The following is a 15,728-nucleotide window of genomic DNA, read 5'->3' on the forward strand; positions in this document are numbered from 1 at the left end:
TGGCAGATGTCAAAGGCCTGGGATAACCGTAATGTCGCGTCATCATAAATATCAGGTGACGGACAACCATGACTGAATCAACAACCTCCTCCCCGCATGATGCGGTATTTAAAACCTTTATGTTCTCACCCGATACCGCACGGGATTTTCTGGAAATACATCTACCGGAACCGTTACGTAAGCTGTGTAATCTGCATACGTTAAGGCTGGAACCCACAAGTTTTATTGAAAAAAGCTTACGCGCTTACTATTCGGATGTTTTGTGGTCGGTAGAAACCAGCGAAGGTGACGGCTATATCTACTGCGTAATTGAACATCAAAGTTCTGCGGAAAAGAATATGGCCTTTCGGCTGATGCGCTATGCCACCGCCGCCATGCAGCGTCACCTGGATAAAGGTTATGACAAAGTCCCGCTGGTAGTGCCATTGCTGTTTTATCATGGCGAAACCTCGCCCTACCCGTATTCTCTCAACTGGCTGGATGAATTTAACGATCCGCAACTTGCCCGGCAGTTGTACACCGAAGCTTTTCCGTTGGTGGATATCACCATCGTACCTGACGATGAGATCATGCAACATCGGCGTATAGCTCTGCTGGAACTTATTCAAAAACATATTCGCGACCGCGATTTAATCGGCATGGTCGACAGGATCACCACGCTTTTGGTTAGAGGCTTCACTAATGACAGCCAATTGCAAACACTGTTTAATTATCTCCTCAATGTGGCGATACCTCCCGTTTCACCCGCTTTATTCAGGAGATTGCCGAACGTTCACCACTACAAAAGGAGAGATTGATGACTATTGCTGAACGGCTACGGCAGGAAGGACATCAAATTGGCTGGCAGGAGGGTAAGATTGAAGGCTGGCAAGAAGGTAAATTAGAAGGCTTGCAAGAAGGTAAATTAGAAGGTTTGCAGGAAGGTAAATTAGAAGGTTTGCAGGAAGGCATGCATGAACAAGCCATTAAAATCGCCTTACGAATGCTGGAACAAGGCTTTGAACGTGAGATTGTGCTGGCGACAACCCAACTCACTGATGCTGATATTCCACCGAACTGTCATTAAAAGGAGAGATTAATGACCATTGCTGAACGGCTACGGCAGGAAGGACACCAAATTGGCTGGCAGGAAGATAAATTGGAAGGTTTGCACGAACAAGCCATTAAAATCGCCTTACGAATGCTGGAACAAGGTTTTGAACGTGAGATTGTGCTGGCAACAACCCAGCTAACCGATGCCGATCTCACCCCATTAAGTCTGCAATGAACGCGACAACGTGCCGGGTAAAAGCCTTCTCCCCGGCACGCCCTCTTTCACGCCCCCTGTGGCGACAGCGTCAACGACTCCACAACCTCAATCCAGCCATGCTCGCTGGCAATATCCAGGCCGTTTAGCCAGCGGCGCAGCATATTAAGCGCCATCATTGCGCACACCTCCTGACGGATAGCCTGGCTGTAGCGCGTGGTGCTGAAATGTACTCGCAGGGCGAAAGTGCCGTCTGGCGTAGCCAGCGCAAAGTTGAGATGCTCATCTTCCAGACCAGAAACCGCCAGCGCCAGCCCGGCGAAATGGTTAGCTCGGCGTTCCGTTATCCAGTGCGCAGTTTGCGCCAGGGTTTCTTCCTGTGAAGGAACCACTTCACATGCCAGTAATGGTGCCCCCGCGCGAGAAAGTTGCAAAGCCAGCAAGCCACCGGTGAATTGCTCGCTCAACGTCAGACTGAACTGGCGGCTTTGCAGTTCGCGGCTGATTTGCGCTGGCAACCCTTCGGTGCCTTCAAAAATCATGCTCTGCCCGGCAACACGTTTAACATCCAGCCACAGTTTTTCCATCGCCTGTTGCTCGCTTGCCGGTCCGGTGAGTTTCAGTTCAATAATCGGCATGGAGGAGCGATAGCCCATCGTCACACCTGGCGGTAGTTGCAACGCATCCAGGCTTTGCGCCAGATCGCTTTCCGAACGACCAAAAGTGGTCAGCCGCAGACAAACCGGCGGTTGCGGCAAAGAAAAACGCTCACGCAGGCGCGGCAGGATTTCGTGCTCGACCATCACTTTAAATTCCGACGGCACGCCTGGGGTAAAGAACATCAGGCAACGGTTAAGTTGCACAGCAAAACCACAGGCCGTACCAACCGGATTATTGATAAATTCTGCACTGGCAGGCAGCTCCGCCTGTTTGCGGTTGCTCGGCGCCATTACGCGACCGCGTTCGCGGAAATAGCGTTCCATCTCTTCGAGCCAGGCTTCATGAAGAACCAGGCTTTCACCTTTGGCGGTCGCTGCGGCGAGTGCGCTTAAATCATCACTGGTCGGCCCCAGTCCGCCATTGACGATCAGCACATCGGCGTGCTGACTACGTTCGCGCAGAATGGTCACTAAATCATCAAGGTTATCGCCCACTGTATTGCGGCGAGATAATGGCAATCCCTGATGAAAGAAAAAATCCGCCAGCCAGGCAGCGTTAGTGTCAACGATTTGCCCGTGTAACACTTCATCCCCGGTGGATAACATTTCCACTTTTAACATGGTTATCTCCTGCTTTTGTTATCGAATCACTATAACGCAAAGGGAGATAAGGCGTAGTAAGAAACTGAATGGCGCGGCAGAACGCCGCGCCGGAAGGCATCAGAAACTGGCGTTAACACCGACATACGGGCCGTCAGCCACGGCGTTGTCGCGGTTACCGTCTTTAGCCGACAGGTTCAGGTAGCGGTAGCCCGCCTCAATGCTGATCGGACGCATGATGGTGTAACGCGCGCCAGCATTCGCTTCTTCATAACTTTTAATACCGCTGGAGAGCGAATCCGGAGAGTAGTAATACTCGCCAAACAGACGGAAGCTATCGCCAATTTGCCACTGCAAGCCACCGCCTACTGCTGCGGCATAACCTTCATCGCCGTCGTTCGGGTTGGTGTAAACGCCTTTACCGCCCACAGTTGCCATTAACGGTCCTAGCGGCAGATTCAATCCCAGACCAACGCCCGCGACGTCACCGTCGTCATCGTTATGTGTCCAGTTACCGCTTAATGCCAGACCGGTCGATTCAGTACCGAAACCGACGCCAATATTGGTATATTCTTTTCCCGCCTGACCGCTAATGCTTATCGCATTTGCCGATGCAGAAACCAATAGCATTCCAGCCAGAACTGGCAGTGCAAATTTTTTCATTTTTACCTTTTCCCGCAAGAAGATAATTAAAAGTCCCCAAAGCTGCGGGATTGTACTGCCTGACACAGAGGATTCAATGCGTGAAAAAAGCGATCTGCTAACTTATTGTAACTAAATACTTCTTTAATAATTAAGTGCAGAAAAAGTAGCCACCAAAAATTGATTGCCAGAAAAATAATCATCGCGGTTATCGTCGCAAAAAAGGCCAATGCCGCTTTCACGAGTTGATCCATTGCCGTATTCTTTTGTTTTATTTTCAGTGATAAGGAATATTCCCATGCGGCAACGGACTATAGTTTGTCCCTTAATTCAAAATGATGGTGCTTATCTGCTGTGTAAAATGGCCGACGATCGCGGCGTTTTCCCCGGACAATGGGCGCTGTCTGGCGGCGGCGTAGAACCCGGTGAGCGCATTGAAGAAGCATTACGTCGTGAAATCAGAGAAGAGCTGGGCGAGCAACTGATTCTTACTGACATCACGCCATGGACGTTCAGTGATGACATCCGCATCAAGACGTATGCAGATGGTCGCAAGGAAGAGATTTATATGATTTACCTGATCTTTGACTGCGTCTCTGCCAACCGTGAAGTGAAAATTAACGAAGAGTTTCAGGAATACGCATGGGTAAAACCTGAAGATCTTGCTCACTATGATTTGAATGTCGCCACTCAGAAAACGTTACGTTTGAAAGGTCTGATGTAACAGTAATGACAGCCATTATTGGCTGTCATATTAACAAATCACCGATTAACAAACCCACCATCCAGTAAAACGTTGCCATTTTCAACATGCATTACCAGCCCATCCAGATAATCTGGTTTAAATGTCACGTTTCGTTTATCTTTAGCGATATAGGTCAGACAATGGTTATGGGTGAAAATAACGATATTTTTATCTGGCGCTTTACTTTGCAACTCCTTAATTGTGTTATAAATCTCATTTCTACATTGTAGAAAACGTTTATCTACCGTCAGTTTTTTTCCAGCAGAAAACCAGGTCGCTGATTGAATAGTCCGAACGGTATTACTGGAATAAAGATCGAAATCAGGGATGTCCGCGCTAAAAGCTTTGCCCAGTTCACGGGCATTCTGAGCACCTTTCACCGTAATGCCCGTTTTGTCTGACAAGCATTGATTAGAGGAGCGATCGCAGCGTTCCGCATGGCGAAACAGAACCACAACCGGGTGCTGCTGCGCTAATCTGGCCAGCGTTTTATTGTCGATACGCGGCAAACCATTACTGCTCCAGGCAGCATGTGTACCCAGCCCCGCAATCGCCCCAAGCACCAGTAAAATGTAGATATATTTTTTAGACTTCAACGAAGTCCGACAAAAAGCTAACACTTAAGCTCCACCTATAGACAAGCGTAGCCAGCTAAATGACCGCGAAAACAAACGACATTTTCACTGGTAAATAGTGGCTGGGATAGTATTAAAACATTACGATGCACGCAAAATGCCTTAAATCTTGTCAAATTAAAAGCCTGAATAAGATACAAAAACAAAAAAAATAATATTTAAGCCTTATATTCATTCCTTAAGGTTAAATTAATGTTCTAACCTTAGAATTTCATTCCAAATGGCAAAATACAAATAACATTCCCTATGAAAAATATTAGCAAATAGCGGGGAAAGGTATTCAATGGCCGAAGGAAAAACGATGTCAGACTTTTTACCTTTTTCGCGTCCGGCAATAAGCGCGGAAGAACTCGCTGCAGTTCAAGAGGTTTTCGAATCCGGTTGGATAACCACTGGTCCGAAGAATCAGGCACTGGAAGCGGCCTTTTGCCAGTTGACAGGAAATCAACATGCCATCGCAGTCAGCTCGGCCACTGCAGGAATGCATATCACACTGATGGCGCTGGGGATTGGCGCTGATGATGAAGTCATCACGCCCTCCATGACCTGGGTTTCAACCCTCAATATGATCTCCCTGTTGGGCGCAAAGCCGGTGATGGTGGACGTTGATCGCGATACGCTGATGATCACGCCTGAAGCGATCGAAGCGGCCATTACGCCCTACACCAAAGCGATTATCCCGGTGCATTATGCCGGAGCGCCAGCAGATATTGACGCCATTCGCGCCATTGCTGAACGCCACGGTATCGCGGTCATTGAAGATGCCGCCCACGCCGTCGGTACGTATTACAAAGGTCAGCATACTGGTGCAAAGGGCACCGCTATTTTTTCGTTCCACGCCATCAAAAATATTACCTGCGCGGAAGGCGGCCTGATTGTTACCGATAATGAAAACCTCGCCCGCCAGTTACGCATGTTGAAATTTCATGGTCTGGGTGTCGATGCATATGACAGGCAAACCTGGGGACGCGCGCCGCAGGCTGAAGTATTAACGCCGGGCTATAAGTACAATCTGACCGATATTAACGCTGCGATAGCTCTGACGCAGTTGAATAAATTAGAGCAACTAAATACTCGCCGTCGCGACATTGCCCTGCAATATCAGCAAGCACTGGCAGCTCTCCCCTTTCAGCCATTAAGCCTTCCCGCCTGGCCGCACGTTCACGCCTGGCATCTGTTTATCATACGTGTTGATGAACAACGTTGTGGTATCAGCCGCGATGCTCTGATGGAAGCGTTAAAAGAAAGAGGCATTGGAACCGGGTTACATTTCCGCGCCGCCCACACGCAAAAATATTATCGCAAGCGTTTTCCCACGCTGTCGTTGCCGAATACGGAATGGAATAGCGAACGCATCTGTTCGTTGCCGCTTTTCCCGGATATGACCACCGCCGATGCCGACCGCGTCATCACTGCCCTTCAGCAACTCGCAGGACAATAAGCCATGTTTGAAATCCACCCTGTTAAGAAAGTCTCGGTGGTTATTCCCGTTTATAACGAGCAGGAAAGCTTACCGGAATTAATCAGGCGCACCACCACAGCCTGTGAATCGCTGGGCAAAGAGTATGAGATCCTGCTGATTGATGACGGCAGCAACGACAACTCCGCACAAATGCTGGTCGATGCCTCACAAGCGGAGGGCAGCCATATTGTGTCTATTTTGCTTAATCGCAATTACGGACAACATTCGGCAATTATGGCGGGATTCAGTCACGTTACCGGCGACTTAATCATTACTCTTGATGCCGATCTCCAGAATCCACCAGAAGAAATCCCCCATCTGGTGGAAAAAGCCGATGAAGGTTACGACGTGGTAGGGACTGTGCGCCAGAACCGCCAGGATAGCTGGTTTCGTAAATCCGCCTCGAAGATGATTAACCGGTTGATCCAGCGCACCACCGGCAAAGCGATGGGCGACTACGGCTGTATGTTACGCGCCTATCGCCGCCATATTATCGATGCCATGCTGCACTGCCATGAACGCAGCACCTTTATCCCGATTCTGGCGAATATCTTTGCCCGCCGCGCCATTGAAATTCCAGTGCATCATGCCGAGCGTGAATTTGGTGAATCCAAATACAGCTTTATGCGCCTGATTAATTTGATGTACGACCTGGTGACCTGCCTTACCACTACGCCGCTACGTATGCTGAGTCTGCTCGGCAGCATTATTGCGATTGGAGGTTTTAGCATCGCGGTACTGCTGGTGATTTTACGCCTGACCTTCGGACCACAATGGGCGGCAGAAGGCGTCTTTATGCTATTTGCCGTGCTGTTTACTTTTATTGGCGCTCAGTTTATCGGCATGGGATTACTCGGTGAATATATCGGCAGGATCTACACCGATGTCCGCGCCCGCCCCCGCTATTTTGTTCAGCAAGTTATCCGTCCATCCAGCAAGGAAAATGAATAATGAAAGCCGTCGTTTTTGCCTACCACGATATGGGATGCCTGGGCATTGAAGCCTTGCTGGCTGCCGGTTACGAAATTAGCGCCATTTTTACTCATACCGATAATCCTGGCGAAAAAGCATTTTATGGTTCGGTGGCTCGTCTGGCGGCGGAAAGAGGCATTCCGGTTTATGCGCCGGATAACGTTAATCATCCGCTGTGGGTAGAACGCATAGCCCAACTGTCACCTGATGTGATTTTCTCTTTTTATTATCGCCATCTGATCAGTGACGATATTTTGCAGCTTGCTACCGCAGGCGCATTTAATCTGCATGGTTCGCTGTTACCGAAATATCGTGGTCGCGCGCCGCTGAACTGGGTGCTGGTGAACGGTGAAACGGAAACTGGCGTTACATTGCACCGAATGGTGAAACGCGCCGATGCCGGAGCCATTGTGGCCCAACTGCGCGTTGCCATTGCGCCAGACGATATTGCCATTACGCTACATCATAAATTGTGCCACGCCGCGCGTCAGTTGCTGGAGCAGACATTACCCGCGATTAAACACGGTAATATTCTGGAAATCGCCCAACGTGAGAACGAAGCCACCTGTTTTGGTCGCAGAACACCGGAGGACAGCCGCCTGGAATGGCATAAACCGGCTTGTGTACTCCACAACATGGTGCGTGCCGTTGCCGATCCCTGGCCTGGCGCCTTTAGTTATGTTGGCAATCAGAAATTTACAGTCTGGTCGTCCCGCGTACATTCTCTTACTACTGCCGCACAACCGGGCAGCGTGATTTCTGTTGCACCGCTGTTGATTGCCTGTGGTTATGGCACGCTGGAAATCGTCACCGGACAGGCGGGCGACGGCATTACCATGCAAGGCTCGCAATTAGCGCAGACGCTGGGCCTGGTGCAAGGTTCACGCTTGAATAGCCAGCCTGTCTGCACCGCCCGACGCCGTACCCGGGTACTCATCCTCGGGGTGAATGGCTTTATTGGCAACCATCTGACAGAACGCCTGCTGCGCGAAGATCATTATGAAGTTTACGGTCTGGATATTGGCAGCGATGCGATAAGCCGTTTTCTGAATCATCCGCATTTTCACTTTGTCGAAGGCGATATCAGTATTCATTCCGAATGGATTGAGTATCACGTCAAAAAATGTGATGTCGTCTTGCCGCTGGTGGCGATAGCCACGCCGATTGAATATACCCGCAACCCGCTGCGCGTATTTGAACTCGATTTTGAAGAGAATCTGCGCATTATCCGCTACTGCGTGAAGTACCGTAAGCGAATCATCTTCCCATCAACTTCAGAAGTTTATGGGATGTGTAGCGATAAATACTTCGATGAGGACCATTCTAATTTAATCGTCGGCCCGGTGAATAAACCACGCTGGATTTATTCGGTGTCAAAACAATTACTTGATCGGGTTATCTGGGCCTATGGCGAAAAAGAAGGTTTACAGTTCACCCTCTTCCGCCCGTTTAACTGGATGGGGCCACGGCTGGATAACCTTAATGCGGCACGAATCGGCAGCTCGCGCGCAATTACGCAACTCATTCTCAATCTGGTAGAAGGTTCACCAATTAAGCTGATTGATGGCGGAAAACAAAAACGCTGCTTTACTGATATTCGCGATGGTATCGAGGCGTTATACCGCATTATCGAAAATGCGGGAAATCGCTGCGACGGCGAAATTATCAACATTGGCAATCCTGATAACGAAGCGAGCATTGAGGAACTGGGCGAGATGCTGCTGGCGAGCTTCGAAAAACATCCACTGCGCCATCACTTCCCACCGTTTGCAGGCTTTCGCGTGGTAGAAAGTAGCAGTTACTACGGCAAAGGATATCAGGACGTGGCACATCGCAAACCGAGCATCCGCAATGCTCGCCGCTGCCTGGGCTGGGAACCGAAAATTGATATGCAGGAAACCATCGACGAAACACTAGATTTCTTCCTGCGCACTGTCGATCTTGCGGAAAAATCATCATGACCAAAGTGGGCTTACGCATTGATGTCGACACCTTTCGTGGCACCCGTGAAGGCGTGCCGCGTCTGCTGGAAATCTTGAGTAAGCATAATATTCAGGCCAGCATTTTTTTCAGCGTTGGCCCGGACAATATGGGCCGCCATCTCTGGCGGCTGGTGAGGCCACAGTTTTTGTGGAAGATGCTGCGCTCAAACGCGGCATCGCTTTATGGCTGGGATATTTTACTGGCAGGTACGGCATGGCCAGGTAAAGAGATTGGTCATGCTAACGCCGATATCATTCGTGAAGCGGCTAAACACCACGAAGTCGGCCTGCACGCCTGGGATCACTATGCCTGGCAAGCCCATAGCGGTCACTGGGATCGGCAAACAATGGTCGACGATATCGCACACGGCCTTCGCACTCTGGAAGAGATTATCGGCCAACCGGTAACCTGCTCCGCTGCCGCTGGCTGGCGTGCCGACCAGCAGGTGATCGAAGCAAAAGAAGCGTTCCATTTGCGCTACAACAGCGATTGTCGTGGGGCGATGCCGTTTCGTCCATTGCTCGAATCAGGAAAGCCCGGCATTGCGCAAATCCCGGTGACCTTACCCACCTGGGATGAAGTGATTGGTCGGAATGTGAAAGCAGAAGATTTCAACGGCTGGCTGCTCAACCGCATCCTGCGAGATAAAGGCACGCCGGTTTATACCATTCATGCAGAAGTTGAAGGCTGTGCTTATCAGCATAATTTTGTGGATCTCCTGAAACGCGCAGCTCGTGCAGGTATTATGTTTTGTCCTTTAAGCGACTTGTTATCAGAGAATTTACCGCTCGGTCACGTCGTTCGCGGAAGTATTGCCGGACGTGAAGGCTGGCTGGGTTGCCAACAAGCTGCGGGTAGTCGGTGATGAAATCGGTACGTTACCTTATCGGCCTCTTCGCGTTTATTGTCTGTTATTACGTGTTACCGATCAGCACACGTCTGCTCTGGCAACCTGATGAAACGCGTTATGCGGAAATTAGTCGGGAAATGCTGGCTTCCGGCGACTGGATTGTGCCTCATCTGTTAGGGCTACGTTATTTCGAAAAACCCATTGCCGGATACTGGATTAACAGTATTGGGCAATGGTTATTTGGCGCGAATAACATTGGTGTACGGGCTGGTGTTATCTTTGCAACCCTGTTAACCGCCGCGCTGGTGGCCTGGTTTACTCTGCGCTTATGGCGCGATAAGCGTCTGGCACTACTCGCCGCTGTGGTTTATCTCTCGCTGTTTATTGTCTATGCCATCGGCACTTATGCCGTGCTCGATCCATTTATTGCATTCTGGCTGGTAGCAGGGATGTGCAGCTTCTGGCTGGCAATGCAGGCACAAACGAGGAGAGGCAAAAGCGCGGGATTTTTGCTGCTGGGGTTAACCTGTGGCATGGGGGTGATGACCAAAGGTTTCCTCGCCCTCGCCGTGCCGGTATTAAGCGTGCTGCCGTGGGTAGCGACACAAAAACGCTGGAAAGATTTCTTTATTTACGGCTGGCTGGCGGTTATCAGTTGCGTACTAACGGTTCTCCCCTGGGGGCTGGCGATAGCGCAGCGGGAGCCTGATTTCTGGCACTATTTTTTCTGGGTTGAGCATATACAACGCTTTGCGATGGATGATGCCCAGCATAAAGCCCCGATCTGGTACTACTTACCTGTCATCATTGCCGGTAGCCTGCCGTGGCTGGGATTACTCCCCGGCGCACTTTACGCAGGCTGGAAAAATCGCAATCATTCCGCAACCGTCTATTTGTTAAGCTGGATGGTGATGCCGCTGCTGTTTTTCTCCGTCGCCAAAGGCAAATTGCCCACTTATATTCTCTCCTGCTTTGCGCCTTTAGCGATGTTGATGGCGCATTACGCTTTGCAGTCGGCAAAAAATAATCCTCTGGCGCTGCGAATTAATGGCTGGGTTAACATTGCATTTGGCGTCACGGGTATTATTGCCACGTTTGTTGTCTCCCCCTGGGGGCCAATGAATACACCTGTCTGGCAGACTTTCGAGATCTATAAAGTCTTTTGCTCATGGTCTATTTTTTCGCTGTGGGCATTTTTCGGCTGGTACACCTTAACAAACGTGGATAAAACCTGGCCTTTTGCCGCACTTTGCCCGCTGGGGATGGCGTTGCTGGTAGGATTTTCAATTCCTGACAGAGTTATGGAAGGAAAACATCCGCAATTTTTTGTCGAGATGACGCAAGAATCACTTCAGCCGAGCCGCTATATTCTTACTGATAGCGTCGGTGTTGCCGCAGGTCTGGCATGGAGCCTGCAACGCGATGACATCATCATGTATCGCCAGACAGGTGAGTTGAAATACGGCCTTAATTATCCGGATGCGAAAGGCAGATTTGTCAGCGGTGATAATTTTTCCAGATGGTTAAATCAGCATCGCCAGGAGGGGATTATTACACTCGTGCTTTCGGTTGACCGCGATGAAGACATCAACAGCCTCGCCATTCCGCCCGCTGATGCTATCGATCATCAGGGACGTCTGGTGCTCATTCAGTATCGCCCCAAATGATCTGGCTGATTTTAGTCTTTGCCAGCCTGCTTAGTGTAGCCGGGCAGTTGTGTCAGAAACAGGCAACCGGCTTTGTGGCAATAAACAAACGGCGCAAACATATCGTACTGTGGCTGGGACTGGCGCTGGCTTGTCTTGGCCTTGCGATGGTGCTTTGGCTACTGGTCTTACAGAATGTACCGGTGGGCATTGCCTACCCGATGTTGAGTCTGAATTTTGTCTGGGTGACGCTGGCTGCGGTAAAACTGTGGCACGAGCCGGTATCGATGCGTCACTGGTGCGGGGTGGCATTCATTATTGGCGGCATTGTGATCCTGGGGAGTACCGTATAATGGGTCTGATGTGGGGATTATTCAGCGTCATTATTGCTTCTGCAGCACAATTAAGTCTGGGTTATGCGGCAAGTCATCTGCCGCCGATGACGCAGTGGCGGGATTTTATCGCAGCGTTTTTGGCTTTTGATACCGGTGCTCAGATGCTGCTGGTCGGATTGTCTGGTTATCTGATCTCCGTTTTTTGCTGGTATAAAGCGTTACATCAACTGGCTCTCAGCAAAGCCTATGCCTTACTGAGTATGAGTTATGTACTGGTATGGATTGCTTCAATGGTACTTCCTGGCTGGGAAGGGACGTTTTCACTGAAGGCACTGCTGGGCGTAACCTGTATTGTGAGCGGATTAATGCTGATTTTCCTGCCCACGACAAAACAACGTTACTGAGTTTTCCCAGCCGATTTGCACTGTCGTTCCCACTCATCGGGGCTATAACTGCTTGCCGAGAGGACTTTCACCGTATGCAACTTTTCACGATTAATACAGTAAAGCGCATTCTGCAAAGGCGAGAGTAAATCCCCCACTTTCACGGCGAAGTCACTCTTCACTTCAGCGATCATTTTTATCGCACCGCCAGCACCGCAGAGCATAAGAACATGTCTGTTATCTTGTTTATCGCAACATGATTTTTTGACCAGCCATTCCATTGCATTATCCTGTTTGCTAAGAGTTTTCACATTAAGTTACAGATTAACAGATAAACTCTTTATCAACGGCAATGGAATGGCAAAAATGAGATGTGAAACGGATGATCCATTACTGCTGGCGTTGAACCCACGCTTTCAACGCCTGGCGTGAGATCTTAATGCCGCCGTTTTTCAATTCAGGCGGAAGCGTCAGCCAACGCACCGGCTGCTGAAAACGTGCCAGTTTATCTTTCACCCATTCGCTGAGATCAACGACTTCGCTGTCATACTCCACGACAGCCACCGGGCGATGACCAAACTCCTTGTCTGCAACGGGGACGATAAACACCTGCAAAACCGCAGGATGCGCAGCAATAACCCGCTCCACTTCTTCCGGCTGAATACCTTCGCCACCGCTAAAGAACAGATTATCTAAGCGCCCGACAATGGTCAGTTTACCGTTATGCATCTCGCCGCGATCGCGCGTAGCGTACCAGCCTTCGTCGTTCACCAGCGGCACCAGTTGCCCGTTACGCCAGTAACCTTCGGCCATACTGGCAGCGCGCAACCACACTTCATCGTTAACGATTTTTACTTCCCGACCGGGCAGCGGCGAACCGACGTCCGCCAGACCGTCCGCTTCCTTTGCGCATACCGTGGAGGCGAACTCCGTCAGACCATAACCGCAAAAGCAACGGATGCCCTGCTCGCGCGCCTGTTCCGTCAACTCGACCGGGATCGCCGCGCCGCCAAGCAATACCGCTTTCAGAGAAACTGAACTACGGTTAACCAGCAAACGCCAGAGCTGCGTCGGCACCAGCGAAGCGTGAGTACAGCCTGCCAGCATTTGCTCCAGCGGCTGTTTATCGCGTACCGTCATCCGCGCGCCAGCGTATAACCAGCGCCACATAATTCCCTGACCGGAAACGTGAAATAGCGGCAAAGAGAGCAGCCAGTCATCGTGCTCGCCAAACGGAATCAGCGATAACACACCTTCGGCGCTGGCAAGATGAGCCTGATAAGTATGAACAGCGGCTTTTGGCAACCCGGTAGAACCAGAGGTCAACGTCATTGAGCACAGACGTGTCGGCTGCCACATAGCTGCATATGCGCCCTCTCCAGCCTGAATTTGCAGCGACGTTAACGCCGGAAAGGTGTTCTCCCCTTCCGGCACCAGCGCAAATTGCAGAGTAAGATTGGGCAGCAACTCCTCAAGCAACGGCTGCGGAAGCTGTGGGTTGACGGGAAGCACCCGCGCACCGCATTGCAGCAACGCCAGCCAGGCGAGCAGCGTTTGCGGTGTATTCCACGCCCGCAGCATCACGCCGCTGCCCTCAACCACGCCCTGCGCCGCAAAGCCCGACGCTAATTCATCGACGCGAGCACAAAGCTCCCGCCAGTTGAGTTGCTCATCATTGAGCCGTAAGGCGATGGCATCTCCCCGCACCTGCCGCCAGTGACGCCACGGCCAGTCAGAGAAGATCATAGCAGCCGCTCCAGTGCATCTGATTCCACTAACGGTAGCGGGCTACCCGGCCAGCGACGAACCTGCTGCGCCTGCATCAGATCCAGCGTGTCCAGCCCCGGAATGGTGTCTGGCGTTAACCAGGCAGCAATCCGCGCCAGTTGCGTTAAGCCTAAGCTAGACTCGATGGAAGAACTGATCACCGCCGTCAGCCCCAGCGCGTGCGCCGACTGCACCTGCTCGCGTACTTTTTCCAGGCTGCCAGTGAGTGTGGGTTTGATAACCACCGCGCGCACACCCTCTTCCGCCACAAAGGCAAAATCCGGCTCGCGCAGGCTTTCATCCCAGGCAATGGCAATGCCGGTTTCACGGGCAAAGGCTCGCGAATCATCGCGGTTTTTGCACGGCTCTTCGAGAAAAGCGATGCGGTCGCGATAATCCGGGTTAACGTATTTGGCAAACTGCTGGCTCTTCAGCGGCGTCCAGGCGCGATTCGCGTCAAGACGCAAATGCAGATCCGGAACCGCTTCCAGCAACAGATTCACCACCATGCCGTCGCGCACGGCTTCGTATAATCCCACTTTGACCTTCGCCACTTTCTCACCTGGCATATCGGCAAGTTTGAGGATCAGATCGTCAGGATCGCCATTACACAGCGGCGCTGCACGGTAATTGGCTGCCTGCGGTAACGTATCGGTAAGCTCTGTCAGCGCGCAGCTCACGCCAAAGGCAACGGAAGGCATTTGCGGTAATTCGCAATCACCTGCCAGCCAGTCATTTACCCAGGCAAGCAGCACACTTTGCGCCTCCTCCCAGGTTTCCTGACTGAAGCCCGGCAGTGGGGAGATCTCTCCCCACCCTTCGCGCTCGCCGTCGCGCAGGCAAACGTACAGCCCATCGCGGGTTTTTAACCGCCTGTCGCGCAGAACCACCCCCGCGTCCATGGGGATCTGCCAGCGGTATACCTGCGCGCTACGCATTACGGATTCCGTTTGAATTTGCTGAAATCAGGCTGACGTTTCTGGTTGAAAGCATTACGACCTTCCTGACCTTCTTCCGTCATGTAGAACAGCATAGTGGCGTTACCCGCCAGCTCTTGCAGCCCCGCCTGACCGTCGCAGTCGGCGTTCAGCGCAGCTTTCAGGCAGCGCAGCGCCATCGGGCTGTTTTGCAGCATTTCGCGGCACCAGCGGACGGTTTCTTTTTCCAGATCCGCCAGTGGCACAACGGTGTTCACAAGGCCCATGTCCAGCGCCTGTTTTGCGTCGTACTGACGGCACAGGAACCAGATTTCACGCGCTTTTTTCTGTCCGACAATACGCGCCATATATGAAGCACCCCAGCCGCCGTCGAAGGAGCCGACTTTCGGGCCAGTCTGACCGAAGATGGCGTTTTCTGCCGCAATGGTCAGGTCGCACATCATGTGCAGAACGTGACCGCCGCCGATAGAGTAGCCAGCCACCATCGCGACAACCGGTTTCGGGCAGGTGCGGATCTGACGCTGGAAGTCCAGCACGTTCAGGTGATGTACGCCGGAGTCATCTTTATAGCCGCCGTAATCACCACGCACTTTCTGGTCACCGCCGGAGCAGAACGCTTTATCGCCTGCACCAGTCAGAATGATCACGCCGATGTTGTCGTCATAACGCGCATCCGCCAGTGCCTGGATCATCTCTTTTACCGTCAGAGGACGGAAGGCATTGCGCACCTGCGGACGATTAATGGTGATTTTTGCGATACCGTCGGCAGATTTTTCATAACGAATGTCCTCGAAACCTTCGGAACAGTCGTGCCATTCAACCGGTGCGTAAAGCATTGCTTCATCAGGATAAATCATATTGTGTC

General features: G+C 51.4%; 16 protein-coding genes and 2 pseudogenes. 10 read left to right on the forward strand and 8 right to left on the reverse strand.

The window, feature by feature from the left end:
• The first annotated feature begins 68 nt into the window (after positions 1-68).
• A pseudogene (locus tag WC5_RS0122825) lies at positions 69-1,066 on the forward strand (ISNCY family transposase).
• A pseudogene (locus WC5_RS01685) lies at positions 1,067-1,267 on the forward strand (Rpn/YhgA-type helix-turn-helix domain-containing protein); the annotation flags it as partial.
• 47 nt (positions 1,268-1,314) lie between these two features.
• On the opposite strand, the gene WC5_RS01680 reads toward WC5_RS01685, so the two are convergent.
• The 3 genes from WC5_RS01680 to WC5_RS0122830 form a co-directional block, all read right to left on the reverse strand.
• The gene (locus WC5_RS01680; protein ID WP_000921645.1) at positions 1,315-2,526 is read right to left on the reverse strand and encodes a nicotinamide mononucleotide deamidase-related protein YfaY; all 1,212 of its coding nucleotides are present in this window, start codon (positions 2,524-2,526) and stop codon (positions 1,315-1,317) included.
• A 99-nt stretch (positions 2,527-2,625) separates the two neighbouring features.
• Positions 2,626-3,168, reverse strand: coding sequence for a YfaZ family outer membrane protein (locus WC5_RS01675; RefSeq protein WP_000712686.1), 543 nt, complete (start codon positions 3,166-3,168; stop codon positions 2,626-2,628).
• Between the two features lie 26 nt (positions 3,169-3,194).
• Positions 3,195-3,401 carry a hypothetical protein gene (locus tag WC5_RS0122830; RefSeq protein WP_000372571.1) on the reverse strand — a complete coding sequence of 69 codons (207 nt, stop codon included), beginning with the start codon at positions 3,399-3,401 and terminating at the stop codon, positions 3,195-3,197.
• Between the two features lie 44 nt (positions 3,402-3,445).
• Between WC5_RS0122830 and nudI the strand changes: the two genes are divergently transcribed.
• Entirely contained in the window at positions 3,446-3,871 is a 426-nt protein-coding gene (gene nudI, locus WC5_RS01670; protein WP_001249882.1) for a nucleoside triphosphatase NudI, read from the forward strand.
• Positions 3,872-3,909: 38 nt separating this feature from the next.
• Here nudI and ais read toward each other — a convergent pair whose 3' ends face one another.
• Positions 3,910-4,512 carry a lipopolysaccharide core heptose(II)-phosphate phosphatase Ais gene (ais, locus tag WC5_RS01665; RefSeq protein ID WP_000879119.1) on the reverse strand — a complete coding sequence of 201 codons (603 nt, stop codon included), beginning with the start codon at positions 4,510-4,512 and terminating at the stop codon, positions 3,910-3,912.
• Positions 4,513-4,828: 316 nt separating this feature from the next.
• Between ais and arnB the strand changes: the two genes are divergently transcribed.
• The 7 genes from arnB to arnF are packed head-to-tail and all read left to right on the forward strand — an operon-like array spanning position 4,829 to position 12,179.
• Positions 4,829-5,968, forward strand: coding sequence for a UDP-4-amino-4-deoxy-L-arabinose aminotransferase (gene arnB, locus WC5_RS01660; RefSeq protein WP_010350641.1), 1,140 nt, complete (start codon positions 4,829-4,831; stop codon positions 5,966-5,968).
• A gap of 3 nt (positions 5,969-5,971) precedes the next feature.
• On the forward strand, positions 5,972-6,940 hold the full coding sequence (gene arnC / locus WC5_RS01655) for an undecaprenyl-phosphate 4-deoxy-4-formamido-L-arabinose transferase (RefSeq protein WP_000461645.1): 969 nt from the start codon (positions 5,972-5,974) through the stop codon (positions 6,938-6,940).
• Positions 6,940-8,922: a bifunctional UDP-4-amino-4-deoxy-L-arabinose formyltransferase/UDP-glucuronic acid oxidase ArnA gene (gene arnA / locus WC5_RS01650; protein WP_000649095.1), complete on the forward strand. Its 1,983-nt coding sequence runs from the start codon at positions 6,940-6,942 to the stop codon at positions 8,920-8,922. Before arnC ends, arnA begins: the two co-directional genes overlap by 1 nt.
• Complete coding sequence (arnD, locus tag WC5_RS01645; protein WP_000169751.1) at positions 8,919-9,809, forward strand: 4-deoxy-4-formamido-L-arabinose-phosphoundecaprenol deformylase; 891 nt, start codon at positions 8,919-8,921, stop codon at positions 9,807-9,809. Before arnA ends, arnD begins: the two co-directional genes overlap by 4 nt.
• Positions 9,809-11,461: a lipid IV(A) 4-amino-4-deoxy-L-arabinosyltransferase gene (gene arnT, locus WC5_RS01640; RefSeq protein ID WP_000844084.1), complete on the forward strand. Its 1,653-nt coding sequence runs from the start codon at positions 9,809-9,811 to the stop codon at positions 11,459-11,461. The genes arnD and arnT overlap by 1 nt, the downstream gene beginning before the upstream one ends.
• On the forward strand, positions 11,458-11,793 hold the full coding sequence (gene arnE, locus WC5_RS01635) for a 4-amino-4-deoxy-L-arabinose-phosphoundecaprenol flippase subunit ArnE (protein WP_000638003.1): 336 nt from the start codon (positions 11,458-11,460) through the stop codon (positions 11,791-11,793). Before arnT ends, arnE begins: the two co-directional genes overlap by 4 nt.
• A complete protein-coding gene (gene arnF, locus WC5_RS01630) occupies positions 11,793-12,179 on the forward strand; it encodes a 4-amino-4-deoxy-L-arabinose-phosphoundecaprenol flippase subunit ArnF (RefSeq protein WP_000523875.1) in 387 nt (128 codons plus the stop codon). The genes arnE and arnF overlap by 1 nt, the downstream gene beginning before the upstream one ends.
• On the opposite strand, the gene pmrD is transcribed toward arnF, so the two are convergent.
• The 4 genes from pmrD to menB all read right to left on the reverse strand — a co-directional run bounded on the left by pmrD (position 12,173) and on the right by menB (position 15,720).
• On the reverse strand, positions 12,173-12,439 hold the full coding sequence (gene pmrD / locus WC5_RS01625; protein WP_010350632.1) for a signal transduction protein PmrD: 267 nt from the start codon (positions 12,437-12,439) through the stop codon (positions 12,173-12,175). The two genes, arnF and pmrD, sit on opposite strands and share 7 nt — an antisense overlap.
• A 109-nt stretch (positions 12,440-12,548) precedes the next feature.
• Positions 12,549-13,904: an o-succinylbenzoate--CoA ligase gene (menE, locus tag WC5_RS01620; RefSeq protein ID WP_000577539.1), complete on the reverse strand. Its 1,356-nt coding sequence runs from the start codon at positions 13,902-13,904 to the stop codon at positions 12,549-12,551.
• A complete protein-coding gene (menC, locus tag WC5_RS01615) occupies positions 13,901-14,863 on the reverse strand; it encodes an o-succinylbenzoate synthase (protein WP_001255551.1) in 963 nt (320 codons plus the stop codon). Before menC ends, menE begins: the two co-directional genes overlap by 4 nt.
• The gene (gene menB / locus WC5_RS01610; RefSeq protein WP_000639990.1) at positions 14,863-15,720 is read right to left on the reverse strand and encodes a 1,4-dihydroxy-2-naphthoyl-CoA synthase; all 858 of its coding nucleotides are present in this window, start codon (positions 15,718-15,720) and stop codon (positions 14,863-14,865) included. The genes menC and menB overlap by 1 nt, the downstream gene beginning before the upstream one ends.
• Between the last annotated feature and the right edge of the window lie 8 nt (positions 15,721-15,728).

It is taken from the genome of Escherichia sp. KTE114 (assembly GCF_000407765.1).
Classification (GTDB): Bacteria; Pseudomonadota; Gammaproteobacteria; order Enterobacterales; family Enterobacteriaceae; genus Escherichia; species Escherichia ruysiae.